This is a genomic window from Kitasatospora sp. NPDC101108, from assembly GCF_055584725.1.
In genome coordinates this window covers 126203-150908 of the sequence record NZ_JBVJLM010000010.1, presented here as the reverse complement: position 1 = coordinate 150908, position 24706 = coordinate 126203, and the positions used below count along the sequence as shown (strand labels likewise).

31 protein-coding genes are annotated in these 24706 nt (G+C 75.4%); 11 read left to right on the top strand and 20 right to left on the bottom strand.

Annotated features, from left to right (window positions below; translation table 11 throughout):
• Nucleotides 1-678: 678 nt before the first annotated feature.
• Both ACZ6Z8_RS22455 and ACZ6Z8_RS22450 read right to left on the bottom strand, forming a co-directional pair.
• Nucleotides 679-891: a DUF397 domain-containing protein gene (locus ACZ6Z8_RS22455; RefSeq protein WP_465611832.1), complete on the bottom strand. Its 213-nt coding sequence runs from the start codon at nt 889-891 to the stop codon at nt 679-681.
• A 24-nt stretch (nt 892-915) separates the two neighbouring features.
• Nucleotides 916-1731, bottom strand: a complete 816-nt coding sequence (locus ACZ6Z8_RS22450; protein ID WP_465611831.1) for a helix-turn-helix domain-containing protein — start codon at nt 1729-1731, stop codon at nt 916-918.
• A 240-nt stretch (nt 1732-1971) separates the two neighbouring features.
• On the opposite strand from ACZ6Z8_RS22450, the gene ACZ6Z8_RS22445 reads away from it, so the two are divergent.
• The gene (locus tag ACZ6Z8_RS22445; protein ID WP_465611830.1) at nt 1972-2415 is read left to right on the top strand and encodes an ATP-binding protein; all 444 of its coding nucleotides are present in this window, start codon (nt 1972-1974) and stop codon (nt 2413-2415) included.
• Between the two features lie 203 nt (nt 2416-2618).
• Here ACZ6Z8_RS22445 and ACZ6Z8_RS22440 read toward each other — a convergent pair whose 3' ends face one another.
• Both ACZ6Z8_RS22440 and ACZ6Z8_RS22435 read right to left on the bottom strand, forming a co-directional pair.
• Nucleotides 2619-2969, bottom strand: a complete 351-nt coding sequence (locus tag ACZ6Z8_RS22440; RefSeq protein ID WP_465611829.1) for a transcriptional regulator — start codon at nt 2967-2969, stop codon at nt 2619-2621.
• The gene (locus ACZ6Z8_RS22435; protein ID WP_465611828.1) at nt 2966-3424 is read right to left on the bottom strand and encodes a hypothetical protein; all 459 of its coding nucleotides are present in this window, start codon (nt 3422-3424) and stop codon (nt 2966-2968) included. The genes ACZ6Z8_RS22440 and ACZ6Z8_RS22435 overlap by 4 nt, the downstream gene beginning before the upstream one ends.
• A gap of 245 nt (nt 3425-3669) precedes the next feature.
• Here ACZ6Z8_RS22435 and ACZ6Z8_RS22430 point away from each other — a divergent pair, with 245 nt between their 5' ends.
• Nucleotides 3670-3984, top strand: a complete 315-nt coding sequence (locus ACZ6Z8_RS22430) for a hypothetical protein (protein WP_465611827.1) — start codon at nt 3670-3672, stop codon at nt 3982-3984.
• A 726-nt stretch (nt 3985-4710) separates the two neighbouring features.
• Here ACZ6Z8_RS22430 and ACZ6Z8_RS22425 read toward each other — a convergent pair.
• Entirely contained in the window at nt 4711-5541 is an 831-nt protein-coding gene (locus ACZ6Z8_RS22425) for a hypothetical protein (RefSeq protein WP_465611826.1), read from the bottom strand.
• Nucleotides 5542-5688: 147 nt separating this feature from the next.
• Nucleotides 5689-6183, bottom strand: a complete 495-nt coding sequence (locus ACZ6Z8_RS22420) for a hypothetical protein (protein WP_465611825.1) — start codon at nt 6181-6183, stop codon at nt 5689-5691.
• Nucleotides 6184-6302: 119 nt separating this feature from the next.
• On the opposite strand from ACZ6Z8_RS22420, the gene ACZ6Z8_RS22415 reads away from it, so the two are divergent.
• Complete coding sequence (locus tag ACZ6Z8_RS22415) at nt 6303-7124, top strand: DUF4253 domain-containing protein (protein ID WP_465611824.1); 822 nt, start codon at nt 6303-6305, stop codon at nt 7122-7124.
• 137 nt (nt 7125-7261) lie between these two features.
• On the opposite strand, the gene ACZ6Z8_RS22410 is transcribed toward ACZ6Z8_RS22415, so the two are convergent.
• From ACZ6Z8_RS22410 to ACZ6Z8_RS22395, 4 genes are all read right to left on the bottom strand, one after another.
• Complete coding sequence (locus ACZ6Z8_RS22410; RefSeq protein ID WP_465611823.1) at nt 7262-7390, bottom strand: hypothetical protein; 129 nt, start codon at nt 7388-7390, stop codon at nt 7262-7264.
• On the bottom strand, nt 7387-8769 hold the full coding sequence (locus ACZ6Z8_RS22405; RefSeq protein WP_465611822.1) for an MAB_1171c family putative transporter: 1383 nt from the start codon (nt 8767-8769) through the stop codon (nt 7387-7389). The genes ACZ6Z8_RS22410 and ACZ6Z8_RS22405 overlap by 4 nt, the downstream gene beginning before the upstream one ends.
• Nucleotides 8766-9380, bottom strand: coding sequence for a ParH-like protein (locus ACZ6Z8_RS22400; RefSeq protein ID WP_465611821.1), 615 nt, complete (start codon nt 9378-9380; stop codon nt 8766-8768). The genes ACZ6Z8_RS22405 and ACZ6Z8_RS22400 overlap by 4 nt, the downstream gene beginning before the upstream one ends.
• Before the next feature lie 113 nt (nt 9381-9493).
• Nucleotides 9494-10069: an XRE family transcriptional regulator gene (locus tag ACZ6Z8_RS22395; protein ID WP_465611820.1), complete on the bottom strand. Its 576-nt coding sequence runs from the start codon at nt 10067-10069 to the stop codon at nt 9494-9496.
• A gap of 419 nt (nt 10070-10488) precedes the next feature.
• On the opposite strand from ACZ6Z8_RS22395, the gene ACZ6Z8_RS22390 reads away from it, so the two are divergent.
• Both ACZ6Z8_RS22390 and ACZ6Z8_RS22385 read left to right on the top strand, forming a co-directional pair.
• A complete protein-coding gene (locus ACZ6Z8_RS22390) occupies nt 10489-10842 on the top strand; it encodes a hypothetical protein (RefSeq protein ID WP_465611819.1) in 354 nt (117 codons plus the stop codon).
• 44 nt (nt 10843-10886) lie between these two features.
• Nucleotides 10887-11918 carry an aldo/keto reductase gene (locus ACZ6Z8_RS22385; RefSeq protein WP_465611818.1) on the top strand — a complete coding sequence of 344 codons (1032 nt, stop codon included), beginning with the start codon at nt 10887-10889 and terminating at the stop codon, nt 11916-11918.
• A 348-nt stretch (nt 11919-12266) separates the two neighbouring features.
• Here ACZ6Z8_RS22385 and ACZ6Z8_RS22380 read toward each other — a convergent pair whose 3' ends face one another.
• From ACZ6Z8_RS22380 to ACZ6Z8_RS22370, 3 genes are all read right to left on the bottom strand, one after another.
• Nucleotides 12267-12818: a hypothetical protein gene (locus tag ACZ6Z8_RS22380; RefSeq protein WP_465611817.1), complete on the bottom strand. Its 552-nt coding sequence runs from the start codon at nt 12816-12818 to the stop codon at nt 12267-12269.
• A 122-nt stretch (nt 12819-12940) separates the two neighbouring features.
• The gene (locus ACZ6Z8_RS22375) at nt 12941-13507 is read right to left on the bottom strand and encodes an SMI1/KNR4 family protein (RefSeq protein ID WP_465611816.1); all 567 of its coding nucleotides are present in this window, start codon (nt 13505-13507) and stop codon (nt 12941-12943) included.
• 213 nt (nt 13508-13720) lie between these two features.
• Entirely contained in the window at nt 13721-14584 is an 864-nt protein-coding gene (locus ACZ6Z8_RS22370) for an alpha/beta fold hydrolase (protein WP_465611815.1), read from the bottom strand.
• Between the two features lie 344 nt (nt 14585-14928).
• Here ACZ6Z8_RS22370 and ACZ6Z8_RS22365 point away from each other — a divergent pair, with 344 nt between their 5' ends.
• Entirely contained in the window at nt 14929-15720 is a 792-nt protein-coding gene (locus ACZ6Z8_RS22365; protein WP_465611814.1) for a DUF4253 domain-containing protein, read from the top strand.
• Between the two features lie 169 nt (nt 15721-15889).
• On the opposite strand, the gene ACZ6Z8_RS22360 is transcribed toward ACZ6Z8_RS22365, so the two are convergent.
• Nucleotides 15890-16480 carry a hypothetical protein gene (locus ACZ6Z8_RS22360; RefSeq protein ID WP_465611813.1) on the bottom strand — a complete coding sequence of 197 codons (591 nt, stop codon included), beginning with the start codon at nt 16478-16480 and terminating at the stop codon, nt 15890-15892.
• 181 nt (nt 16481-16661) lie between these two features.
• Between ACZ6Z8_RS22360 and ACZ6Z8_RS22355 the strand changes: the two genes are divergently transcribed.
• Nucleotides 16662-16991, top strand: a complete 330-nt coding sequence (locus ACZ6Z8_RS22355; protein WP_465611812.1) for a DUF1330 domain-containing protein — start codon at nt 16662-16664, stop codon at nt 16989-16991.
• A gap of 22 nt (nt 16992-17013) precedes the next feature.
• Here the strand turns inward: ACZ6Z8_RS22355 and ACZ6Z8_RS22350 are convergent, their stop codons facing one another.
• Together ACZ6Z8_RS22350 and ACZ6Z8_RS22345 are read right to left on the bottom strand one after the other, a co-directional pair.
• Nucleotides 17014-17229: a hypothetical protein gene (locus tag ACZ6Z8_RS22350; RefSeq protein ID WP_465611811.1), complete on the bottom strand. Its 216-nt coding sequence runs from the start codon at nt 17227-17229 to the stop codon at nt 17014-17016.
• A 118-nt stretch (nt 17230-17347) separates the two neighbouring features.
• Nucleotides 17348-18295: an NAD-dependent epimerase/dehydratase family protein gene (locus ACZ6Z8_RS22345; protein ID WP_465611810.1), complete on the bottom strand. Its 948-nt coding sequence runs from the start codon at nt 18293-18295 to the stop codon at nt 17348-17350.
• 198 nt (nt 18296-18493) lie between these two features.
• Here ACZ6Z8_RS22345 and ACZ6Z8_RS22340 point away from each other — a divergent pair, with 198 nt between their 5' ends.
• Nucleotides 18494-19867, top strand: a complete 1374-nt coding sequence (locus ACZ6Z8_RS22340; RefSeq protein ID WP_465611809.1) for an ALF repeat-containing protein — start codon at nt 18494-18496, stop codon at nt 19865-19867.
• A 163-nt stretch (nt 19868-20030) separates the two neighbouring features.
• On the opposite strand, the gene ACZ6Z8_RS22335 is transcribed toward ACZ6Z8_RS22340, so the two are convergent.
• A complete protein-coding gene (locus ACZ6Z8_RS22335; protein ID WP_465611808.1) occupies nt 20031-20258 on the bottom strand; it encodes a hypothetical protein in 228 nt (75 codons plus the stop codon).
• Nucleotides 20259-20351: 93 nt separating this feature from the next.
• Here ACZ6Z8_RS22335 and ACZ6Z8_RS22330 point away from each other — a divergent pair, with 93 nt between their 5' ends.
• Both ACZ6Z8_RS22330 and ACZ6Z8_RS22325 read left to right on the top strand, forming a co-directional pair.
• Nucleotides 20352-20873 (top strand): peptidylprolyl isomerase, encoded by a 522-nt coding sequence (locus ACZ6Z8_RS22330; protein WP_465611807.1) that lies wholly within the window; start codon nt 20352-20354, stop codon nt 20871-20873.
• Nucleotides 20874-20919: 46 nt separating this feature from the next.
• Entirely contained in the window at nt 20920-21348 is a 429-nt protein-coding gene (locus ACZ6Z8_RS22325; protein ID WP_465611806.1) for a hypothetical protein, read from the top strand.
• A 34-nt stretch (nt 21349-21382) separates the two neighbouring features.
• Here the strand turns inward: ACZ6Z8_RS22325 and ACZ6Z8_RS22320 are convergent, their stop codons facing one another.
• Together ACZ6Z8_RS22320 and ACZ6Z8_RS22315 are read right to left on the bottom strand one after the other, a co-directional pair.
• Nucleotides 21383-22012 carry a hypothetical protein gene (locus ACZ6Z8_RS22320; RefSeq protein WP_465611805.1) on the bottom strand — a complete coding sequence of 210 codons (630 nt, stop codon included), beginning with the start codon at nt 22010-22012 and terminating at the stop codon, nt 21383-21385.
• A gap of 197 nt (nt 22013-22209) precedes the next feature.
• Nucleotides 22210-22533 (bottom strand): cupin domain-containing protein, encoded by a 324-nt coding sequence (locus ACZ6Z8_RS22315; protein WP_465611804.1) that lies wholly within the window; start codon nt 22531-22533, stop codon nt 22210-22212.
• 71 nt (nt 22534-22604) lie between these two features.
• Between ACZ6Z8_RS22315 and ACZ6Z8_RS22310 the strand changes: the two genes are divergently transcribed.
• Nucleotides 22605-23594 (top strand): GlxA family transcriptional regulator, encoded by a 990-nt coding sequence (locus ACZ6Z8_RS22310; RefSeq protein ID WP_465611803.1) that lies wholly within the window; start codon nt 22605-22607, stop codon nt 23592-23594.
• Nucleotides 23595-23692: 98 nt separating this feature from the next.
• Here ACZ6Z8_RS22310 and ACZ6Z8_RS22305 read toward each other — a convergent pair whose 3' ends face one another.
• Nucleotides 23693-24682: an ADP-ribosylglycohydrolase family protein gene (locus ACZ6Z8_RS22305; protein WP_465611802.1), complete on the bottom strand. Its 990-nt coding sequence runs from the start codon at nt 24680-24682 to the stop codon at nt 23693-23695.
• Between the last annotated feature and the right edge of the window lie 24 nt (nt 24683-24706).

The following is a 24706-nucleotide window of genomic DNA, read 5'->3' as shown; positions in this document are numbered from 1 at the left end:
CCAACGGGGTCGCCCGTCGACCCTCTCCATCCCAAGGTCGAACGGCGCGACGCCGGATCGACACGGTGGACGAAGACGGACCATATTCCTTTCCGCCGCCCCCCGTACGCATCCCACCCCGATCCGCTCCCGGCGGCGCGGCCCGCACGCCACCGGTCCACCCGCCCACCCGCCCGGACGCCTTCCGGCCAAGCGCGCAGCAGCGCCCGGCGACGGCAGCGCCCGGCTTTTTTGCGCGGGAAGTCGGCCCGGCCGACTTCCCGCGCAGGAGGTTCCGGAGGACGCCGTCGCCGCGGCGATGCCGAAGCGGCGACGGGGCGCGCGGGTCAGTGGTGTGCGCCGCCTCGGTTCGTGTGCCCGTGTCGGCGGCCGCCTTCGCCTCGGGGTCTTCTGCGCGAGAAGTCGACCTAGCCGACTTCTTGCGCATGGGTCAGCCCTGGGGCGGCCGGCGGCGAGGGCGGTGGCGGTGGCGGCGATGCGTTGGAGTTCGGACGGGTGGGAGGCCAGGGCGCGGCGGCCCTGGGGCTCGGGCGCAGCCAGGTGCGGGTCATCGACCGGTCGTCGCCGGGGCCCCGGCCGCCGTGCAGTACGCCGCCGCCGACCCGGGTGGCCGCCCTGGCAGCCGTGGTCGCGGGCCGGTGGCGGCTGCCGGGAGGTGGGTCGCCGATCTGCCGGGGGTCAGGTCCGGGCGGGGAATTCTCCCGCGCGGACAGCGGCGAGGAAGGCCGTCCAGGCATCGGCGGTGAAGAGGAGGCAGGGCCCGTGCGGGTCCTTGGAGTCGCGGACGGGAAGCAACCCCGGGACCCCGTCCGCGACTTCGACGCACGCCCCGGTCTCTCCACTGAACGAGCTCTTCCGCCAGTTCGCACCGCTGAGATCGGGAGTGGACACCTTCAGTACCTCCGGTCGACACCGCTACAGCTCTCTTATGACCCGGGTGAGCAGATCGAGGCTCTCGGAGGCACCCAACGCGCTCGAACACAACGAGTCGAACGTGAGCGTATAGGCAGAAGTCTCCTCGGGCTTCTCCAGATAGAGCATGCCTGCCTGGTGCTCCACGCACGCCACATCGGAGAAAGCGGCTGTGGAGAAACTGAAGAGCACGAACGAGCCCATGATTCCGGCATGGGCTCCCGCACTGAAGGGCAGGACCCGGAGGTCGATGTGCGGGCGGTCGCCCAACTTCCTCAGATGGTCCAGCTGTTTCCGCAGAACCTCCACGCCACCCACGTGCCCTCGAAGCGCGGCTTCTCCCAGGATCACGCTGAGCCGTGGCGGCTCAGCGTGATCCAGCACCTTCTGCCGCTGCAGGCGGACCGCCACGAGCTCGTCGATCCGCTCCGGAGGGATGTCGAACGGCGATGCCCGGTAGACGGCCCGCGCGTAGTCCGCCGTCTGCAAAAGCCCTGCCACCGTCATCGGCTGGAACGAGCGGATGTGGCTGGCGCTCTCCTCGTAGTCGATGTAGTCGACGTACGACGGCGGTGTGATGTCGAACTGCTGCGCCCAACCGCGTTCGGAGCCCTGCCGGTTGAGCGTGACCACTTCCTCCACGTAGGCCGGATCGTTCACGCCGTAGAAGGTGAGCAGGTCGCGCAACTCGCTGCTGGAGATCGGCAGCCAGGCATTCTCCATCCGGCTGATCTTGGAGCGATGGCAGTCGATGCGCGCCGCGGCCTCGTCCGGCGTCTTGTTCGCCGCCTCACGGTGGCGGATGAGCAAGCTCGCCACGCGGCGACGTCGGACCGAGGGGCGCGGTTGGCCCATGAGATCAACTCCCCAGGAAAATGCCCGGAACTGATGCCAGATTACTCGCACACCAAGATCGGAAAATGTTCCGCGAAGAAATATTGCTAACGATCTACCATGGGGAGCATGCTACTCACGGTCGATGAGATGAACACTCTCTGCAATCGGCCGCCCGGGCATCCCCTTGCCCGCTCCCGCATCCCCACCGGAGGTGGCTCCGCCATGCCTGAAACCGACGCGTCCGTCGGCCCGACCGCCGTCCGTAGCTGCTGGTTCCCGCGGTCCCGCCGATCGCCGCTGCTCGCGCGGCGGATGCTGCGCGAGCTGCTCGCCACGGTGCCCGACGGCGACCGCTACTGCGAGGTCGGGGAGTTGCTCGCCACGGAACTGGTGGGCAACGCCGTGCTGCACTCGGGCATGCCGGGGCGGCTGATCTGGGTGTCCTTCGACGTCAACGCCACCCGGCTTCGCATCGAGGTCCACGACGCCGGCGACCGGCCGCCCGTACCCCGGCAGCCCGGCCCCACCGCCGGGTGCGGGCGCGGGCTGCTCCTGGTGGAGGCCCTCGCTGCCGGGTGGGGGCACCTCCCGCGCCCGGGCGGGGTCGGGAAGGTGGTGTGGTGCGAGTGCGCGCCCGTGCCCGCGCCGCTCGTGGGGAAGGCATGAGTGCGATAGGCCGGAGGGCGGGGCCGTGGTGGTGTCCACGGTCCCGCCCTCTCCGGTGGAGCGTCCTGTGCGGAGCGAAGCGGCAGCGGGGTGCGCGGGCGAGTGGCCTTGGCCGCCTCGGTTCGTGCCTGTGTGGGCGGCCGCATTCGTCGTGGGGGGTCTTCTGCGCAGGAAGTCGGCCGGGCCGACTTCCTGCGCATGGGTCAGGCCTGGGGCGGCTGGTGGTCGAGGGTGGCGGCGAGGGCGGTGGCGGTGGCGGCGATGCGTTGGAGTTCGGCCAGGTGGCAGGCCAGGGCGCGGCGGCCCTCCGGGCTCAGGCGCAGCCAGGTGCGGGGGCGTTTGCCGACGTAGCCGCGGCGGACCTTGACGTAGGAGGCGGCCTCCAGGGTGCTGACCACCTTGCTCAGCGCCGACTCCGAGACCCCGCAGCTCTCCCGTACGGTGCGGAACTCCGCCTCGGCGCAGCCGGAGAGGAAGGCCACCACGGTGAGCCGGGTGGGCTGGTGGATCAGCTCGTCGAAGACCGGGGCCGGGGCGGGCGGTTCGGCGTTCACTCGGTGCCCGCCCGTGCCCGCTTGCGGCGCAGCTGCAGCAGGTGGGCGAGGCCGCAGGTGGGGCCGAGGGTGAGCAGGAACCCGGCCGGGCCGAACGCCAGGCCCAGCGCCCCGGACACGGCCAGCGCCAGCAGGTGGGCCGCCGCGGCCGGGAACCAGGCGGCCGGGCGCGGCAGGGCCGGGACGATCCCGGGCCGGTGCTCGACCCGGTGACTGACCACGACGTGGCCGATCAGGACCGCGGCCGCGGCCAGTTGCAGGCACGCGGCCGGCAGCCACAGCCGTTGCGGCAGCAGCAGCGACAGGCCGAGCAGGACGAACCCCAGCGCGAACAGCCCGGCTGCCGTGGCCGGGTACCAGCCCGGCAGCGGGCGGGGCCGGGCCGCCGCCTGGGCCCGGCGCGCGGCGCGCAGGGAGGAGAGGGCGTCCGCGGGATCAGGGTGGTGAACGGCCATCAGATCTCCAACTCCGGAGTACGTGAGCGTGGTTGAGCGTACCTGTGATCCTGGCATTTACTTTCCCGCCGGGCAAGTACTAGCGTGATGGGCATGCGCACGGGGGAGGCGAGGACATGGGGCCGCGAGAACGCCGCGCCCGCCCGCGGCCGCCCGGGCCGCAGGAGAACCCGGGACGTCCCGCACGGCCCGGACCTGACCCCCGGGAGCACAGACCGGATCCGATCGGAACAAGAGGAAGCACCGTGTTCAACCCGCTGACCAACCGCGCCAAGCCGGCCAACCTCGAAGCCCTCCGGGCCGCCCTGCAGGCCGCCCTGGACACCGCCGACGAGCACGAACTCCCGGGCCTGCGCCGCGCCGTACGGATCGTGGAGGACTTCGTCCCCAGCGGCGGCGCGGCCGGGGTGGGCTGGGCGCGCAACGTCCTGGCGCTGGCCGGCATCGACCCCCGCACGGCCGAGGTCAAGGCCGTCCGCGAACTGCGCCTCGCCCGCCCCGACCTGAGCCTCAAGCAGGCCGTCGCGCTGGTCAAGGCGCTGACCGCGCAGGCCGGTTGAAACGACACGGCCGAGGCACCGCCGCCGGGGCACCGCCGCCGGGGCGCCCCGGCCGGGGCGGCTACGCTCGGGTGAGCACCTGGCAGGTACTGCGAGGATGCGCGCGAGCCGTCGCCCGCGCGGACCTCGTCCCGGCTTCTGCCGGCAGCGGCCCCACGGCTCCAGGGCGGGGGTCGTCGATGCCGACGGCGACGATCCCCGGCGGACAGAGCCCCGGGGCGGGCCGTCAGGATCAGGTGCTGCTGCGCACGCGCCGGGCTGTGCGGACTCGTGGCGATCGCGTGCGCCAGCTCCTGGCCCCCGTACCCGTCGCGGACCATCGTCGCCACCACCACCACCGCGGCACTCGCGTCCAGCGGCTCGAACCCCACAGAGGGCAGCGCCAGGACCGCGTGCGCGCCACCCCCGTCCTTGATCTCGGCCCCGGCCAGGCACAGCACCGGAATCAGCGGATGCGGGAACGGGCTGTGCGGCGCGCAGTCCACGATCCGGTGCAGGCGCGGGTGACCGGCGGCCGGCGCGGACAGGGCACTCGAATCCACAACGATCACGCGCTGCGCCGCGGGGTGACCGTGGCGCGGGTGTCCGCCGCGGCGATGTCGTAGACCCGCTGCAGCAGGTCCGGGCCAGGCGGCGGCGGCCGCGCCGGCGGCCTCGAAGTCCTCCAGGCCGCCCTGCCGGCCGCCCTGGACGCCGCCGACCGAACGAACTCCCGGGTCCGCGCCGTTACTGCGGCGGCGTGAGGTAGGCGGCGACGAAGGCGTCCAGGTCGGTCAGGGCCGAGGCCAGGGCGGCCCGGGTGAGTTGCTTCGAGGCGGCGCCGGTGGCGAGGAAGTGGCCGAGCGCGGCCTGGCAGGTGCGGACGGGGTCGGCCGGGGCGGGCAGGGCGCAGCTGATCTCCTGGGCCGGGCCGGCGGGGGACTGGAAGGTGAGCAGGGCGACCGTGCGGTTCGGGCCGCCGCCGGCGGGCAGGTTCGGCTCGCGGGCGCCGGCCGGGACGCCGACGGCGGTCAGCAGCAGGTCCGGGGCGCCGGCGGGCACGGGGTGCACCCGGTCGACGGGCAGCCGGGGCGGTGCGTTGCAGGTGTTGGGCGCGGCGCCGGCCGGGGGCACCAGGCCGCACACCAGGTCGACGTTCGTCTGCGCGCCGCCGCTGACGAACACGGCCCGCACCACCGCGTCGAAACGGGCGTCGAGCGGATCGGCGGCCGGCGCGCCGGGGTGGACGAACGCCTGCTCGCCGCCGTCGGCGGCGAAGAACACCACGTCGCAGGTCCAGCCGCCGGGCGCCACCAGGAAGTGCGTCTCGCCCGGGTAGCGGGCCCCGTACACCGCGGCCGTCGCCGGCACGTCCACCCCGTCCGGTACGGGCACCGAGGCCGGTACGGCGCCCAGTGCCGGCAGCCCCGGGCCGGTCGCCTCCGCGGGACAGGCCCGCACGGGCACGCTCGCGGCGGCCGGCGCCACTCCCGCCGCGGGCGCCGACAGGCCGCCCGCGGCCAGCAGCACGGCCGCTGCCAGGACCCCCGCCCGGCGCGAACCGGATGCACCACGCATGCTCCACCTCCAGGCGCCTGCGGTGGAGGCCCCCGGGGACACGGCGACCTTGCCGCACTCCTTCAGCCTAGGACCGCCACCCGCCCGCTCGCGCGCCGAACCGCCCCTGGCCTGCGGGAACGTGAGGGACGCGAGGGTTCGGGGTGCTCAGTCCTGGGCCTCGACCCGGTGCGGCAGCGGCGTGCTCCAGCGGGGCAGCCAGTCCGCCGCGACCCCGCCGGTCAGCGCCAGGTACAGCCGGTCGCCGAAGCCCAGGCCGGAGTCGTACCGGTGCTCGGCGTCGAGGCGGCGCAACGCCGACACGGTCCACCTCCCGTCGGGCGCCGGCACCAGGAAGAACTGGTCGCCGTCGCTGCTGTTGGCCCACAGCAGCGCACCGCCCCGGGCCGGCAGGACGCGGTGGGGGACGGCGCCGGAGCACTCCAGCAGGCCGCCCATCATCGCGCAGTACGAGCGCAGGTTGCGGGCCCCGAGGAGGAAGAGGCGGTCCGCGACGGCCGAGTCGCCGCAGGCGCCGACGATCTCCACGTAGTCCTCGGGCAGCGCCACCGACCAGGACGCGGCCACCGCCTCCACCAGCGGCCCCTCCATGTCCCGCACGGGCGCTGCGAGCGGCGGCGCGAAGTCTCCGACGGTCTTCACCAGCTCCCCTCCTCCTTCGGTTCGGCCTCGTCGGCCGACGGGAGACCAGCGCCCGGCCCCGACAGGGCCCCGACACGGCCGGCACCGGCCCTGTCGGTACGCACCCCTACCGTGGGCGCATGATCGATTCCCGACTGCTCAGCGGCCTGCGCCGGCGCTTCCCCGACCGCAGCGCCGAGGCCCGTACGGCGCCGCAGCTGCCGGGCCGTCAGGTCGCACCCGCGCTGTGGGTGAGCGACGCGGCGGCGCCGGAGGGGGCGTGGCAGCGGCTGCACCGGGAGCACGGGGCGGGCTCGGGGCTGTGGCCGCTGCTGCTGGATCCGAGGGGCGAGGGGCCTGACCTCGACGGCGCGGACCTGGGCCTGGGGACGCAGCAGCCGGGGGTCCGCGCGCTGGAGGGGTACGACCCGGCCGCCCTGCTGCGCGGATGGTGGGAGCGCGCGGTGCTGTGGTGCCCGACCGGTGATCCGCAGGAGCGGGCGCACCTGCTGGAGACGCTGGAGCCCTTCGGCGCCGCCTGGCCGGGGCCAGCCCCCGCTGCGGCACCGTCGCGGGATCCGGACGACTGCGCGCACACGCTGGCCCGCCAACTGCTGCGCAGCCGGCCCGGGTTGCGGATCGCACTGGTGCGCGCGGACGACGGCGCCCAGGCACTGGCCGCCTGCGGCTGGAACGGCACCAACGGCCACGGCGACAGCGGCGCGATCGCCGCCGTGCTGCGCAGCTGGCAGGAGCGCTTCGGCGCCCGCCTCGTCCAGGCGGGGGCCGACTCGCTGTACCTGAGCGTCGCGGCGCCGCCGAGGCGCCTGGAGGAGGCGCTGGCGGTGGCGGCCGAGCACGCGGCGTTCTGCCCGGACAACCTCTTCCAGTCCGACCAGGGCCTGGCCGGCTACGCCGAGGAACTGGTCGACGAGGGCTGCTGGTCCTTCTGGTGGGACTGACGGGCGCGCCCGGTGACGAAGGCCGCGCTTGCGCTCACCCGGTGCGCAGCCCGTCCAGCAACTGCCCGAAGGTGCCGCAGGCCGTCCGGCCGGTCACCGAACCGCTCGACGCCTGAGGGGAATCCGTCCCGGGCCGGTCACTCCCGGCAGGACACGATGCGCCCGGGCGCCACCGCGAACAGGTACCACGGCGCGCCCGCGCCGGGCCCTGCCGGCACGAGCAGGGCCGGCAGGGCCGGCAGGGCCGGCCATGTGCGGCGGCTCACCGCAGCGCCTCCTCGGTACGGGAGGTGCGTTCGGCGCGGGCGCGGGCGCGGGCGCGGGTGCGGACCTCGGCGACGGCGGGGCAGGTGGCGTAGACGCGGGCCAGGTGGGCGAGGTGCTCGGCCTCGCCGTCCATGGTGTCCATGGTGGTCGTCCCGGGGGCGGCGGACGGGACGGCTTCCGGTGCGGCGGCTCCGGGCGCGGTGGCTTCCGGTGCGGCGGCTTCGGGTGCGGCGCCGCAGGCCGCCAGCTCCAGGGCGGTGGCCAGCGCCGCGGCCTCGGCGGTCGCGGCCGCGTGGGTGGAGGGCGGCGGGAAGCGGCGGGTGGCCTGGTCGAGCCACTGGGCGGTGCGCGGGTCGCAGTGCTGGCGCAGGATCAGGCGGGCGTCGTGGATCTCGATGATCCGCCGGTAGAGCGCGAACTGCGGGTCGAGCGGGGGCAGCGGCAGGCGGCGGGCCGGGTCGAGGGCGATCTCCGGCAGCACGGTGTGCAGGTCGCGCCAGAGCGGGGTGAGCGCCCGGTAGTGGCGGTGCGCGCGCAGCCAGCCCCGCACGGCCCCGGCCGCGGCGGGCCACAGCGTGCTGCCCAGGCCCGCGGCGATCAGGGCCGCGCACAGCCCGCCCAGGACGGCGCACAGCGTGTCCTCGGGGCCGTCCTGGCTACCGGTGAGGGCCGCGCGCAGCACGTCGTCCACGCTCCAGGCGTTCCACAGCAGCCCGGCCACCAGCCCGCCGGTCAGCAGCCGCAGCCCGGTGCCCAGCCGCCCGGGGCCGGCCGCCCGGGAACGCCGCAGGAGTTCGCGCAGCAGCGCGACCAGGCACATGGTGGTGTGGAGCATGCCCACGGCGGTGTACCCGGCCAGCGCCAGGCGCGCGGACAGCTCGGGGCCGACGGTCAGGTCCTCGCCCGCCAGGCCCGGCGCGGCCGCGGTGATCAGCGCCAGCCGCAGCCCCAGCACCGTGCCCAGCAGGGCCAGCCCGCCCCGCACCTCGCTCCGGCGCACCGCCGGAGCGGCGGCCCCGGCGTCCCCGGCGTCCCCGACGGCCCCGACCCCCGGCCGTGCGGCGGCGTGCCCCGACCGTGCGGCGGCATGCGCGGCGTCGGCCGCCCGCAGCGCCGGTACGAGCAGCCGGATCGCCGCGGCCGCGCCGTCGCGCAGCCCGTCGCCGAGCACGATCACCAGCACCGCGAGCACCGCAACCCCCGTTCCCTGCACCGCCCGTACGGTCGGCGGGGCGAGCACCAGCAGGGCGGCGCCCAGCAGGGCGGTGCCGTAGCAGGTGTAGCGGGCGGCGGCGCGGGAGTCGACGCGGCTGCGGGCGAAGTGGGCGCCGCTGAGAACGAAGAACAGGCCGACGGGGTAGAGGGCGAGGTCGCTCACGGGCGGCCCTCCTTCGGTGCGCCACCCTTCGGTGCGCCGTCCGTCCGTTCGCCGTCCGGCCGTTCGCCGTCCGGCCGTTCGGCGCCCGGCCGTTCGGCGTCAGCGGGCCCCGGCTCCGGGCTGCGGCCGCTGCTCAGCAGGAGCCCCAGCGCGTCCAGCGAACCGCGTGCCGGCGCCGGTCCCGTCCGTTCGGCGGCGTCCGCCCGGTCCGCCCGGTCCGCCCGGTCCGCCCGGTTCAGGATCAGCGAGGCCAGCAGCTCCGCCTCCCGCTCCTGCGGCTCGTCATAGCTGGTGCGCCCCAGCACCCGCTGCACCAGCGCGGGGGAGAGGTTGGGCAGCAGCGCGGCGGCGGGGGCCAGCGGCGCGGACCCGGCGTGGTCGAGCAGCAGGTGCGCGATCTCGTGCACCAGGATGTGCCGCTGGTGCAGCGCCCCGGTGTCCGCCGCGTACAGGATGTAGTCCGCCTCCAGGGTGGAGACCAGCAGCCCGCAGGGGGCGTGCGGACGGGCCGGCACCGGCAGCAGCTCGATCGGCCGCCCGCGCCGCACGGCGAGCTGCTCCAACAGCGCCACCGGGTCGAACGGGCGCGGCAGCTCCAGCTGTTCGGCCATCCGGCGACATCGCCGCAGCGTGGACCGGTAGCCCCGGCCACCCCATAAGTCACCCCACAAGCCGAGCTCCCCTCCAGCTCCCCTCCGGCTCCACCCCTCGCAGGTCCCGGGTCTCAGGACGAGGGGCGTTTGCGCGCCGCGTCCCGGCGGGCGATCACGTCCACCAGCTCGCTGACGGTGTCCAGACCCTCCGGCGACAGCCCCACCGCCCGCAGCGCCAGGCTGCGCACGCCCGCGTCGCGCAGCGCGCCGAGCAGCGCCAGCTCCTTGGCGATCTCGGCGCCCTGCCGCTCGTCGAAGAAGTACGCGGGCGGGACCTGGAAGAACTGGGCCAGCGCCTCCAGATGACGCTTGGTGGGGTTGTCGCGGCGCCCGGTGCGCAGCTGCCACAGGTAGGTGGTGGAGAAGGACTCCCCGGTCGCCTCGCGGCAGGCCCGGGCCACCTCCTCGTTGGTGTACTGCTCGCGGTCGGGGCGGCGGACGGTGTGGAACAGCGCCTCGATCCGGGCCGCCAGCCCGCTCGCCTCCACGCTCGCCGGACCGCCCCCGGATCCGTTCCCGGATCCGTTCCCGTGTTCGCCCCCGGGCCCTTCCCCGTGCTCGTGCCCGTGCTCGTCCGGGTGGCCGTTCAGCTCCGGTGGAGCGTCCTCCGGTTCCACCTGAACGCCGTCCCCCGTCGACTCCGTCATTCCCCACCTTCCTCACACCCGGGCCCTCCGTGCCGCGACCTCGGCGGACGGACAGGGCCGGCCAGGTCACGATAGCCGAACGGCATCAGCTGGCATGGATTCGAAGGTACCCGCAATCAACTGCAGTTGACCCTCGTGGCGGCGGCTGACATCCTGGACGGGCAGCCCGCAGGCGCCGCCGACATATCTGACGTTCCATCAGAGCTCCTTGTTCCGACGGCTCTTGTGCGGCGCCGCTGTACCCAGCGCCCCGCGCCCTGCGCCCCGCACCCTGTTCTCCGTCCGGGCCGCCCGTACGGCCCGGGCGGCCGCACCGCCTCACCGCCTCGCCCCCCTGTGATCTCCCTGCGCCCCGCGCCCGTTGGCCCCGTTCGAGGGCGCGCCCCAGCGGCGGCGCGCCGCGAGGACGGGAGAGGGACGTGCTCAGGTTCCACGGCGCGTGGCGGATCACCGTGATCGGCCACGCGCCCGACTTCGGCCAACGGGAGCTCGTGCGCGGCCCCTGCGGCACCCGGGTGCTCCCCGGCCGGGCCGGGGCCGCACGGGAGGTGGACGAGGAGAGCTGGACGCTCGCCCTGGAACACCGCCCGTCGGGCCGCGGCCGGCAGCCCAACCTGCGCACCACCCCCGGGCCGCTCACCGAACGCGACGGCGTACGCAGCCGGTTGCTCACCAGCAACGACCGCCACCGGCCGGGCAAACCGCGCGACTACGTCAACTTCGTGCCGCGCCTGGACCAGCCGGCCACCGGCCCGGAACCGGGCGGCGGCTAAAGTCCCAGGTGAGCACCCCCGCGCCCGCCCGAGGAGACCCCGCCGTGCCGACCGATCCCGCCGCCACCACGCCCGCCGCCCCCGCCGCCGAGGCCGCGGGCCCGCACGCGGCGCGTCCGCACGCCGCGCGCCTGGGACTGGGCACCGCCGCGGTCGGCCGTCCCGGCTACATCACCCTCGGCCGTGCGCACGACCTGCCCGCCGAACGCACCGTCGAGGCCCTGCGCGAGCGCACCCACGCCCTGCTCGACGCCGCGTACGCCGCCGGCGTGCGCTACCTCGACACCGCCCGCTCCTACGGACGCGCCGAGGAGTTCCTCGCCCAGTGGCTCGCCGAACACCCCGAGGCCGCGGCCCAGGTGACGGTCGGCAGCAAGTGGGGCTACACCTACACGGCCGACTGGCGCACCAGCGGCGTCGCCGCGCACGAGGTCAAGGAACACTCGACGGCGGTGTACGACCGCCAGATCCGCGAGAGCCGCGCCCTGCTCGGCCCCCACCTGGACGTCTACCTCGTCCACTCGGTCACCGCCGACAGCCCCGCCCTCACCGACCCCGCCCTGCACCGGCGCCTGGCCGCCCTCGCCGCCGAAGGCGTACGGGTGGGCCTGTCCACCAGCGGCCCCGCCCAGGGCGAGGCCATCCGCCGGGCCCTGGACGTCACCGTGGACGGCCGCCCGCTGTTCACCGCCGTCCAGGCCACCTGGAACCTGCTGGAGACCTCCGCCGCCCCCGCCCTCGCCGAGGCCCACCGGGCCGGCTGGCTGGTCGTCGTCAAGGAGGGCATGGCCAACGGCCGCCTGGCCGGCCGCAACGCCGCCGGGGACGACACCGCCGCGCTGCGCGCCCTCGCCGCCCGCACCGGTACCGCCCCCGACGCCCTGGCCCTGGCCGCGGCCGCCGCCCAGCCCTGGGCCGACGTCGTCCTGTCCGGCGCCGCCACCCTCGACCAGCTCACCTCCAACCTCGCCGCCGCCGACATCGCCCTCACACCGCAGGACCTCGCCCCGCTGGCCGCGATGGCCGAACCCGCCGAGGACTACTGGCGCACTCGCGCCGGCCTGCCCTGGGCCTGAGCGCGCGCTCGACGCGGGATCGCCCCCGGCTGTCCCGCTCGTGGTTCCTGCGGCACGGACTTTGTTCCGCGATCCCGTGGCGAGCGGGCCCGTGCCCGCGGGAGCGATCAACCGTGACGGAATGGCGCGGGTATCCCGCAGACCGGAAGAACGGTCACCCGCTCACGAGTCCCAGGGGCACTACTCCGGCGGCCGGCGGTAGCCGGGCTTCTCGGCGGCCGCCTGCGAACCGCCCCGGACCTGCGCCGCGGCACGGGGATCCGGTCAGCCCGGGCGTCGAGTCGCTGCGCCCGGCCGGCCGGGCCGTCCGCGCAGACCGGCAGCCTGATCCCGAACCGGAGCCAGAAGTCATCGCGCTCGTCGCAGCCGCGGGGATGGCGCAGCACGACGTCGATCCGCTCGGGATCCCTTCCAGCCGTCCCGGATCGCTTCGAGCTCGCAGTCCCACGCGGCCAGCCCGCTGCCCTCTCCCGTCAGCCTCGCTTCGAGCAGGTCGGCGACCACGGTGCCGGGCCACTGCCACCTGCGGTCCGCCTCGGCCCGGGCGACCTCGGCGTCGTACTGGGCGGCGGAGAACCGGCAGTCGGCCAGGCCGAAATCCTCGTCCATCGGATTGCGCCAGCCCGTCCACAGCACGTGCCCCCTCTCGCGCCTGATCGTCACGTGGACGGCGCCGCAGCACTCCTCCACGCATCCGGTCCCGGCGATGCGGACCTCGCGAGGGGTGGTGGTGGCCCGCAGAAGCCCGGTCGACCCCAGCAGGTGCCGTGGACTGACGCTCCGGTAGGGGGAGCCGGCGAACACGTCCCGCCCGCCGATGACCGGGCGGACCTCCAGGCCGACCTCGGCAGCCGGCGGGCAGATGATGCGCAGTTCCAGAACGTCCACGGTCTCGGCCACCGACCGATGATGGCCGACCGGGCCGCCCTGTCACCCGGATTGCCGCGGCCTGCGGGTCGGCTTCCTAGGTCAGTTGTGGTTCCGGCCCAACTTCTCCGGTGTTCCTGCTCTCTGCGGCTGGTTCAGCCGGCCCGTCGCCAGATCGGCTCGTCGGGCCAGTTGAGCAGGTCACGCATGTCCTGGTCCTCGCCCGACAAGGCATGGACGAGGAAAGCGACGAAGCGCATGTCGTACCGCCGCCACGCCTCTCGCAGATCTTTCCCTCGGAACCACACCACCACCGGCCACTCCATGGGGTCCGGGTCGCTGGTGAGCCAGAAGAACTGGTCACCTTGGACGGTGCTGCCCCAGTGGAGGAGTCCCCCCGGCTCCGGCAGGAGCGGGTACGGGCACAGGGCCGGGTCCTTGTCGCGCATGTCCCGGAACACCGGACCGAAGTCCTCGAAGGTCCTCGATGTGAAGACGCGGAAGATCTCCCCGCCCTGCGCTGAGCCCCGCCACGGCCACGGAGCGTTCACACCCAGGTAGCCGCGGACCTCTCCGGGCCCGAACTGGTCGATGAACTCGCGGTAGTCCGCGGGGAACTCGACTCCGCGCGCTTCACGCGACCGCTCCCACGGCAGCGGCGGTCCCACCGGCTCGGCCGCCAGGTCGGCCAGGGCAGCGAACTGCATGACGTCCGTCCGCATGACGTCACCTCCTTGCGGATCATGTCATCTGTCGCCGACACGTGATCAAGGGGGCGAGGACGACCCTCGTGCGGAGCAGGCTGAAGGCCGCGCGGCCGTACATCTGGCGCTCGATCAATCGCTGCTGCGCCTCGCTCCTTTGCCTCGCGATGCGAGGGCCCCGCCGCGCCCGGTGTCCGGGGGCGGCGGGGCCGGGCCGTTCGGTCGCTGCGGTCACGCCCCGGACGGCAGCAGCGCGGCGACCTGTGCCAGCACCCGGGCTGCCGGGGCCGGGTCGACCAGCCACTTCAGGTGGCTGCTGGTCAGCGTCCGCACGTCGTAGGGGTTGTCGGGCGTCAGCGCGTCGCCCTCGCGGATCATCCGGTCCTGCATGGCCAGCGGCACGCTGGTGTCCTCGGTCAGCCGGACGTACGTCCGGGGGATCCGGCCCCAGGTGTCGGCCTGCGCCCGGTCCTCGGGGGTGCCGGCGTCGAGGTTCTCGTCGGGCTGGAAGGTGTTGAGGAAGACCATGAACTCCTCGTCCGTCCCGTCGGCGAGGAAGGCCGCCTTGAAGGACGCCAGGACACCGGGGTCGGCCGTGCGGAAGTTGCAGCGCAGCAGCCCGACTTCGGCGGGGTTGGCGACCATCGCCGAGGCCAGCCCCGCGGCGTCGACGGTGGCCATCTCGGGCTCGGCGTAGTAGGCGCTGACGTCGAGGTCGACGGGGCACCAGGAGGAGACGTAGACGATGCGGTCGATCAGGTCGGGGCGCCGGTTGGCCGCGACGGTGGCCGTCAGACCGCCGCGGCTGTGCGAGACCAGGACGACCGGCCCGTTGCGCTTGGCCCGCTCCAGTATCCCGATCAGGTGCCCGACGTTGTCGGCGAGCGTGACGCCCTTGATCGCCCCGGGCGCGCTCGCGAGCTCCGCGAGGTCCTGCGGCGCCTGGTAGGCCCGCGGGAACGTCGCGGCGAACCCGTGCCCCGGCAGGTCGACGGCGACCGAACGGTGGCCGAGGAGGCCGAGCTCGGCCTGGAGCGGCGCGAAGGAGAAGGAGTTCGCGAAAGCTCCGTGAACCAGTACGAACGTCGGTTGCATCTGTCTACGACTCACTTTCCGGCCCCCTGCGGCTCCCCGGCGGCGGCAAGCACGTCGCCCGACCCTCCCGACACCGCGAACACCTCGCGGCCGGGAAACGGGACATCGCTCCGCGGCGCACCGTCCCGCCGCAGAGACGGGCCACGTGCATGGCAAGCATCAGCGGTCAAGCGCGGATCCACGAGGGCGGCACACGAACGGCCGCCCACGATCCGAGGGCTCACCCTACTCACCGGAAGATCACCTGCACCACCCCGGCGAGCCCGGGTACTGCCGGCGCGCATCGCGGCCGTGACCCCGCCCGGGTGCGGTCCCTTGTCAGTGCCCGCCCCTACGATCACGACATGACCTGGCCTTTCGATGTCGACCCGCCCGTTGCGCTGCCGCCCGGCCGCGCCGTCGTCGGACAGCAGCGGGAGGGGACGCAGCCGCTGCTGTGGATCAGCGACGGGCCCGCCCCCGCCGGACTGTGGGAACAACTGCACCGGGCGCACGCGCGCAGCGGACTGTGGCCGCTGCTGCTCAGCCCGCTGCGCCGTGACGCGGACTTCCGGCCGTGGCTGTCCGGGGAGTTGTACCCCGCCCATGCCTCCGACCCCGGCCGGTACGACCCGTCCGCGCTGCTGCGCAGCTGGTGGGAGACGGGCGACGAGGAGAACGAGGACGAGGACGGCGAGCTGGCCGAGGCCCTCGCCCCCTACGGCTCCGGCTGGCCCGGGCCCGCCCCCGCCGTCACCGTGCCCGACGGTGCGGCCGACGCCGAGGCCCGGGGGCTGGCCGAGGCGCTGCGGTCCGTCGAGGACGTGCGGCTCGGCCTGGTGCCGGCCCGCAGCGGGGCCCAGGCCCTGGTGGCGTGCGGGTGGAGCGGCCCGACCAACCACGAGAACGACATCGCGAAGATCGCCGCCGTCCTCGCCGACTGGGAACGCCGCTTCGGCGTCCAGGTGGTCGAAGTGGGCTTCGACACCCTGCAGTTGAGCGTCCCGGTGCCACCGGCCGGCCTCGCCGAGGCACTGCCGGTGGCCGCCGAGCACGCGGCCCTGTGCCCCGACCTGATCCACCAGGGCGCCGGCAGCCTCACCGCCTACGCCGAGCTGCTGGTCGGCTGTCGCCAGTGGCACTTCTGGTGGGACTGACCGGCCTCGGCCGCTGCCCCGGCCGCCGGACCCGGCGCTGCTGCGCCCCGCTCCGGCGGCCGTCAACGTCACCGGCCCGATGTCCGGTTCGGGCGGATCCGCCGTACGTGCGTGCGAGCCGTGTCCACGTCCCGGCACCCGCGCCCGTCACTCCCGGTGCCCGGTTCAATCAACTGTGCGGGGTGGCCGGAGGGAGAGTGACGACCGGGCCGATCGGGCGGCACCCGGCGTAGGTGATGGCCTGGAGCGGCGGGCAGGGTGCGTCGGTCCGTACCGGTGCGACGGCCGGGGGTTCCGGGCGGGGCGGGACGGTCCGGTCGGGGACGGGCGGCTGCTTGGCTGCGGGCTGCTTCGCGGCCGGGGCCTGAGCGGGGGAGGCCGGGCCCTGGGCGGTGCGGGGGCGGGCCGGGGACGGATTGGTGACGGAGCGTTCGGGCGCGGCCTCGGGGCCGGGCGCGGTCTCCCCGGCCGCAGGGACGACCGTGGGCGTCTCGCCCGGGACCGGCGCCGGGGCCGTCGTCGGCGCCTGCGCCGACGGCGATGCGGACGGCGAGGCCGAGGGCGACGCCGCAGCCGAAGGAACCGCCGTGGCCGCCGCGTCCGGCGCCGCCGGGGCGGTGCCCGGTGAGCCGGTCAGCAGCTGCGCCCCGCCGATCCCCGCCACGCCGAGGGCACACGCCCACGCCGCGACGGCGAGGGCCCGCCGGTTCCGCGTCGTCGTTCTGCCGCCCTGCGGCCCGTCTTTGGCACTCTCCGGCACGCCGCCCCTCCGTCTCGTCTCGGTCAAGCGCTTGAGCTGGGCGGACTTTACACGAACCATCAGGGCCGCACGTACGTCACCCCTACCGATGCGTGACTGATTCGCCCGGCCCCCGCCGCCCCGTACCGTCGCAGACGCCAGCGGGAACCACCCACCACGAGCCCCCCCCAGGAGGCACCCCATGACCGCCTACGCGATCGCCCAGGTCCACTCGGTCGAGTTCGGCCCCGACATCGTCGAGTACCTGGAGCGCATCGACGCCACCCTCGACCCCTTCGGCGGCCGCTTCATCGTCCACGGCGGCCCGTACGAGACGGTGGAGGGCCGCTGGGGCACGGGCGGCACGATCGTCATCGAGTTCCCCGACCTGGAGCGGGCCCGCGCCTGGTGGGACTCGCCCGCCTACCAGGAGATCCTGCCGCTGCGCACCCGGCACATGGTGGCGGACATCATCCTGATCGAGGGCGTGCCGGCCGGCTACCGGGGCGCTGACGCCCTCAAGGAGCACTGAGTCGGCGAGCGCCCGGCAGCCGTCAGGGCGCAACGCCCTTGATGCGCTCGGCGATCGGCGCCGCGAACTCCTCGGCGTGCGGCCTCCGTTCCACGATGTCGTCGCCGTCCAGGAAGCGGACCTTGTCGCCGATCCGGACGGCCGGCACCCCCTGGGTGGCGGACGGGAACCGCCGCTCGCGGAAGGCGAACCACCGGCCCGCAGCGAGCCGGACAGGCCCGCGGTGTCGGCCCTGCACCCCGTCAGGGCGACGGCGGCGACAGCGGCGACGGCCACCGCACCGGCGGCGACCGGAAGTCCGGGCGTGGACAAAAGGATCCCCCCGGTCCTCGGCAAAGCCCGTCGCCCACCGCCCCTCAGGACCTCCGCAGCCGCTCGCGCCACCAGCCGACCGTTGCCGTGAGCTGCTGCTCCAGCGGGGTCGCGCGGAGGGTGAAGGTGGCCTCGTAGGCGGAGGAGTCCATGACGAAGGGGCGGTCGAACTGGTAGCGGGTCTCGCGCAGTTCGCGCAGCAGGGGGGAGAAGAGGCCGGCCACGGCGAGGACGGCGGGGGAGAGGCGGCGCACCGGCACGGGGGCGGTGCCGGCCTCGGCGGCGAGGCGTTCGACCATGGTGCGCACCGGCAGGGCGGGGGCGGTGGGGACGTGCCAGGGGCGGCCCCAGGCCCGTTCCTCGGTGGCGAGTTCGGCCATCGCGCGGGCCACGTCGGGCAGGTAGGTCCAGCTGTGCGGGGCGTCCGGGTCGCCGAGGACGGCGACCGGACGGCCCTTGAGCAGGTTGGGCATCGCACGGGAGGCCAGGTGGCCGCCGTCGGTGACGCCGGGGCCGAAGAAGTCCGAGGCCCGCACCTCCACGGCGCGGATCCGCCCGGCCTCGTGCAGGGCCCGCGCCTGCTCCCAGGCCGCCGCCCGTACCCGGCCCTTGGGACCGGTCGCGGCGAGCGGCAGGCCTTCGGTCATCGCTGCCTCGACCGGGCCGTAGCCGTACAGGTTGCCGAGCATGACCAGCACGGCGCCGCTGTCCTCGGCGGCCGCGCACAGTGCGGAGGCGAGGGCGCCCCAGCGCGCGGCCCACTGGGGCAGCGGCGGTGCGGCGCAGCCGTGGATCGCGTCGGCGCCGCGGGCGGCCTGTGCCAGGCGGGCGGGGTCGGTCGCGTCCAGGGCGAGGTGCTCGACGCCGTCGACGGGCGGTCCGGCGGGGCGCCCGCTGCGGGTGACGACCCGGACCCGGTGGCCCTGTTCGGCCAGCAGGCGGGCGGTGGCGGCCCCGGCGGGCCCGTGTCCGACGACGAGATGGAAGCTCACCCGCCCACCCTAGGGGGTGGCGCCGACAGGTGTGACACGCCGTCGGAGCGCGGCCCGGGGAGGGGCCGGGGAGGGGCCCGGGGAGAGGGCGGGGAGGGGCCGGGGAGGGTGGCAAATATCTGGTATGGCAAGCGTAAAAGAGGATCTATGCTGTGGGGCGTTCATGATCTCTTCACAGGAAACAACAGGTTCCACTGCATGAAGCTGCCCCGGGTGTCCACCGTCGTCGCCGCCGCGGTCCTGGCCCCCGCCGTTCTGTTCCCCTCCTCGGCCTCCGCCGCCGACGCCCCCCAGCCGGCCGGGGTCTCCGGTCCTGACACCGCCTCGGGCTCCGTGCCGGACGTCACCCCCGGCGACGACGGCGTCAACGGCGGCCCGGGCAACAGCAGCGGCCCCAAGGCCCCCGAGGGGCAGGAGCAGCGCGACCGGGCCGAGATCCAGAAGATCCTGGCCGACCCGAGCACGGGCCGCGGGGTGCGCGAGGCGGGCGAGAAGGCGCTCAAGGGCGGCGCCGCCGAGCTGCGGCACTTCCTGACGGTCGCACTGCCCAGGAACCGCATGGACGACCTGCGGGTGAAGCTCGCCCAGACCATGGACGGCGGCGGCCCGGCCGTGCGCGCGGCGGCCGGCAAGGCGCTGGACGGCGGCGACGCGGCGGTCCTGAGGTTCTTCGCGGAGGATCTGCCCGCCGCCCAGGCCGAGGACGCCGACCGGGCCGAGATCCAGAAGATCCTGGCCGACCCGAACACCGGCCGCGGCGTGCGCGAGGCGGCCCAGAAGGCGCTCAAGGGCGGCGCGGCCGAGCTGCGGCACTTCCTGACGGTCGAACTGGCCAAGAACCGCGCCGACGACAACCGGGTCAAGGTCTCGCAGATCCTGGCCACCGGCGGCCGCGAGGCGCGCGAGGGCGCGGCCAAGGCGCTGGACGGCAGCGACGCGGACGTCGCCAAGTGGCTGGCGGAGGGCTGGCCCGCCGCCGAGGCCTCGGACAACCGCGTCGCGGTGGTCGCCTCGCTGGCCGACAAGAACACCGGCCCGCACACCGTCGAGGCCGCCAAGAAGGCGCTCGCCGGCACCCCGGCCGACGTCGCCCAGTTCCTGCGCGACCTGCCCCAGCTGCGCGCCACGGACAACCGCATCAAGGTCTCCCAGCTCATGGAGACCGGCGGCCCGGCGGTGCGCGCCGCCGCCGCCAAGGCGTTCGAGGGCAGCGACGCCGACATCGCCGCGTTCCTCGCCGAGGGCTGGGCCACCGCCCGCGCCGCGGACGAGGCCGCCGCGAACAAGCCGGCGGACAAGCCCGCCGACAAGCCGGCCGACCAGGGCGCCGGGCAGCAGGACCAGGGTGCCGGGCAGCCGCAGACCGTCCAGCAGGCGGGCCTGACCACGGCCACCGACACCGGCACCGCCGCCGTCACGGGCAGCGGCACCACCGCTGCCGCCGCCACCGGTTCGCTCGCCGCCACCGGCACCGAGGGCCTCGGCTGGGAGGCCGGCGGCGCCGCCGCCGCCCTGGCCGCGGGCGCGGCGCTGGTCGCGGTCTCGCGCCGCCGCCGCTCCACCGAGAGCTGACACCCGCCCGCGTCCCCGGCCGCCGCACACCCCGCGGCGGCCGGGGACGCGAGCACTCAATCAACCCGCGCTCAGCAACCCGCGCTCGGCAACCCGCGCTTGGCAACCCGCGCTCGGCAACCCGCGCTCGGCAACCCGCGCTCAGCGCCCGCGTTCGGTTGGCTCAGTCCCCGCCGCCCTGGCCGCTGCCGCCCTTGCCCAGCAGCCACCGCTCCCGCCGTTCCCGCCTCCGCCGGCGCTGCTCCGCTCCGCGCAGCAGGCCGCCCGCGCCGAGCGTCAGCGCCGCGAGCGCGCGCGCCCAGCGCGGGCCGCCGCGCTCGGCCCACACCACGCACCCGCACCCGGCGAGCACCAGCACCAAGACTGCGACCAGCACCGCTGCGACCGTCACGGACCCCGCTCCTCCCTCGCCGGTTCGGCCACGAATCCTGCCATGTGCCAGGATTTCCGTCACCGAACACGACCGACGAAGAAGGAGAAACCCGTGGCCAACGCCCGGTTCGCCACCCTGCACACCACCGCGGGCCCGATCCGGCTGGAACTGTTCCCGTTCCACGCGCCGAAGACGGTCCGCAACTTCGTCGAACTCGCCGAGGGCGCGCGGGAGTACACCGACCCGCGCACCGGTGAGCCGGGCAGCGGCCCGTACTACGACGGGACGACGTTCCACCGGGTGGTCAAGGGCTTCATGATCCAGGGCGGCGACCCGACCGGCACCGGCACCGGCGGCCCGGGCTACGCCTTCGCGGACGAGTTCCACCCGGAACTGTTCTTCAACAAGCCGTACCTGCTGGCGATGGCCAACTCCGGCCCGGGCACCAACGGTTCGCAGTTCTTCATCACGGTGGGCACCCCCACCCACCTCAACCGCCGGCACACCATCTTCGGCCAGGTCGCCGACGCCGCCTCCAAGGCCGTGGTGGACGCGATCGCCGCCGCCCCGACCGACGGCGAGCGCCCGGTCGAGGACGTGGTGGTCACCAAGGTCGAGATCACCCACTCCTGACGGCCGCCGTGACCACTGTCAGCGCCGTGAGCGCCGTGAGCGCGCTGTGACGGCCGTGAGCGCCGCGAGCGCCGGACCGGAGGCCTTCCCGCCCCGGCCGGTGCGCGGCGTACGGGCCCGCTTCGTGCGGCAGGGGGGCTGCCCGAGCTCGATGGCGGACGCCCTGGTCGACTTCGAGCCGTGGGAGGAGGGCGTGCACCTGGAGGTCGCCGCCGACGCCACCGTGCACGGCGGCCCCATGCCGCAGGAGGACCTCGACCGCTACCACGCGGCGCTGGCGCAGGGCGTGCGCGCCGAACTGGCCGGGCAACTGCCCGGAACCGCAGTGGCGTTGGCACTGGTGGTGCACCGCACCGTGGTGCACCAGGTCGACACCAGCGAGTACGCCTACCGCAGGGCCGGGCAGGCGGCGGTGCGCGAGGTGCTCGCCCTCCTCGGGACGCCGGACAGGCCCTGGCTGAGCCCGCCCCGCTGACGGCCCGCCACCGCACACGGCGGGGCCGGGCGGTTCAGTCCCGCGCCGCCCGGCGCCACCACCCCGCCGCGTCCTGGGCCGCCCAGCGGCCCAGGAACCCCGCCCCGTACAGGGCGAACGGGACGGGGGCGGCGAACAGCGGCACCGCCAGCCGGCTCGGCCGCCCGGTGCTCATCCGCCCCCGCCCGTCCAGCCACACCGTGACCTCCGTGCCCTGCGGATACGGCCCCTCCGGCCGCTCCGCGCCGAACTCCCGCCCGTCGACGCTCCAGCGGAAGGTGCAGGCGTAGGTCTTCGCCCCCAGGCCGCCGCCCTCCCCGCCCGGCTCCTGGCCGCTCACCCGGCAGCCCGTCACCCGGGCCGTCGCGCTGCGCGGACGGCTCAGCCGCTCCCGCACGGTCCCGGCGACCTGCGCGGCCAGGAACACCGCGACCAACGCCAGCAGCAAGGCCCCCACCACCCGCGCGCCCGTCCCGGCCGGCGCCTGCGGATCACGCCCGCGCAGCACCACGGACACCGCCAGGGCCACCGCCGCCGCGCCGGCGCCCAGCCACCACAGCCACCCGCCCACCGGATCGTCCTGCGACCACCGCCACACCGCCGCCGAGCCCGCGAGCGCCAGCGTCACCACCGCCGCCACGGCCACCGCCACGCAGCCCCGCACCAGCCGGTCCCCGCCCGCTGCCGCCCGAACCGCTCCCGCCCGAACCGCTCCCGCCCCCACCAGCCCCGCCCCCCGATGCCACGGCCCCGCCACCCGTCCCGGTGGCCCCGGTACCCGATCCTCGGGCCGCCCGACCCCCGTGACCAGGCCCACCCCGCAACGGTGACAAGGCCGACCGGCCGGCGCCCGCCCCGCCGTCACACGGCGGACAGGGTGATCCCCAGGATCCGCGCACCGGTCTCGGTGCGCGGCCGGTGCCGGCTGCCCGGCGCGAACACCACGTAACTGCCCGCCGGATGGCGCTCCTCGCCCTCGATCACCTCACCGCTGAGCACGTAGTACCGCTCCTCGGTCTCGTGCACGTCCACCTCCGGCCACCGGCTGCCCGGCGCGAAATCGATCAGCCAGGCGCGGGCGTACCCGGTGGCGGTCAGCCGGCGCCGCAGGATCCCCGGCCCGACCTCCACCGGCTCCACGTCGTCGGCCAGCAGGGTCGTCTTCAGTGCGTCGTTCTCGTCCATGCCCCCACTGTGACCGCCCGGCCCCCGCCCGCCCCAGTGTCCCGAAAGACATCCTCAGGTACATTCCTGCCATGAACGCCCCTGCCGCGAAAGCACCCGCGCCAGCACCCCGCCACCGGGTCGTGGCCCTGCTCGGCACACCCCAGGCACCGTTCGAACTCGCCTGCGCCGCCGAGGCCTTCGGCACCGAACGCGCCGGACTGCCCTCCCACTACGACTTCGCCCTGTGCACCGAAGCCCCCGGCCCACTGCCCACCACCCTCGGCGTCCCGCTGCTGGTCGAGGACGGCCTGGAGGCGCTGGAGCGGGCCGACACCGTCGTCGTCCCCGGCTGGCAGCCGCCCGGCTCGCCCGCACCGGCCGCCGTCCTGGACGCCCTGCGCACCGCCCACGCCCGCGGCGCCCGGATCGTCTCCATCTGCACCGGCGCCTTCGTCCTGGCCCAGGCCGGACTGCTCGACGGACGCCGCGCCACCACCCACTGGGCCCGCACCGCCCAACTCGCCTCCCAGCACCCGGCACTGGACGTCGACCGGGACGTGCTGTACGTCGACCACGGCGACGTCGCCACCAGCGCCGGCTCCGGCGCCGGCATCGACCTGTGCCTGCACCTGCTGCGCCGCGACCACGGCGCCGCCTACGCCGCCCAGGTCGCCCGGCACATGGTGCTGCCCCCGCACCGCGAGGGCAGCCAGCTGCAGTACGCCGCCGCCCCGGCACCCGCCCGCGCGGACGAGTCACTGGCCCCGCTGCTGGAGTGGGTCCAGGAACGGCTGGGGGAGCGGCTGACCCTGGACGACCTGGCCGCCCGCGCCGGACTGTCCGGACGCACCCTGGCCCGGCGCTTCACCGAGCAGCTCGGCACCAGCCCCGGCCAGTGGCTGCTGGCCCGGCGCATCGACGCCGCCCGGGCCCTGCTGGAGCAGACCGACCTGCCGGTGGAGGCCGTCGCCGCCCGGGTGGGCCTGGCCTCCGCCGTCAACCTGCGCCGCCGCTTCCACGCCGCGCTCGGCACCACCCCCGGCGCCTACCGCCGCACCTTCGGCGGAAGCCCCAACTAGCCGCTGCGCCCGGTCAGTTCGAGGAGCCGGGCGAGGCCCCGCCCGACCGGCGGCCGCCGCCCCGGCCGCCCCGGCCGGTCGGCGGGCGGCCGGATGGGTCAACTCCCGTTCCGCACCGGGGTTTCGTCCTCCGCCCGGGCCACCCACTCCGGCAGCGGTTCGCGCCTGGCCAGCCACGCCGCGGCCGCCCCGCCCAGGCCGGTGCGGGCGGCGACCACGCCGCCGGTGATGGCGCAGGTGGTGTCCACGTCGCCCAAGCCCTCGGCTGTGGTCCACAGCGCGTCGGTGAGGCTGTCCAGGTGGTGCGCGGCCGACCACAGGGCGAACGGCACGGTGTCGCCGGCCCGCACCCGCTGCCCGTTGCCCAGCAGGTCCGCGGCCCGCCAGGGCTCGGTGTCCGGCGCCAGGGCGGCGGCCCGCTCCAGCCCTTCGCGCACCGGGCCGCGCGGCGTGCGCCCGGCCACCTCGGCCAGCAGCTCGGCCCCGGCCACCGGCTCCGTCCCCGCCGCCACGTCCGTCCCCGCCACCGCGTCCGTCCCCGCCACCGCGCGCCCGCGTGCGGCGAGCGCGGCCGCCAGGGCCACGGCCACCGCCCCGGCCACCCCCTCGGGGTGAGCGTGGGTCACCTCGGCCGACAGCGCCGCCTGCTCCGCCGCCTCGTCCAGGTCCGCGTGGAACCAGGCGCCCAGCGGCGCCACCCGCATCGCCGCGCCGTTGCCCAGGCTGCCCTGCCCGTCGAACAGCTTGCGCGACTCGGCGCGCCAGCTCGACGGCCGCTCGGCCAGCCTGGGCAGCAGCACGCTCATGCCGTTGCCGTAACCGCGGTAGGCGTCGGCCAGGTACGTCGACCCGAAGGCCTGCGCCAGCTTCTCCTGGTGCACCGCCTCGTAGGCGGTGAGGATGCCGTACACCGACAGCGCCATCGCGGTGTCGTCGGTCCAGTGCCACGGGGACTCCGGCGGCACCTGCCGGGCCCGGATCTGTGTGAACGCCAGCTTGGGCTTGCGGAAGAGCGGGAACCACCGCTCCCCGAAGCCGTCCCCGAGCGCCAGGCCCTCCAGTGCGTCGCGTGCGGCGGATGATGTCATCCCCGCATCCTCGCACCGCTTCCG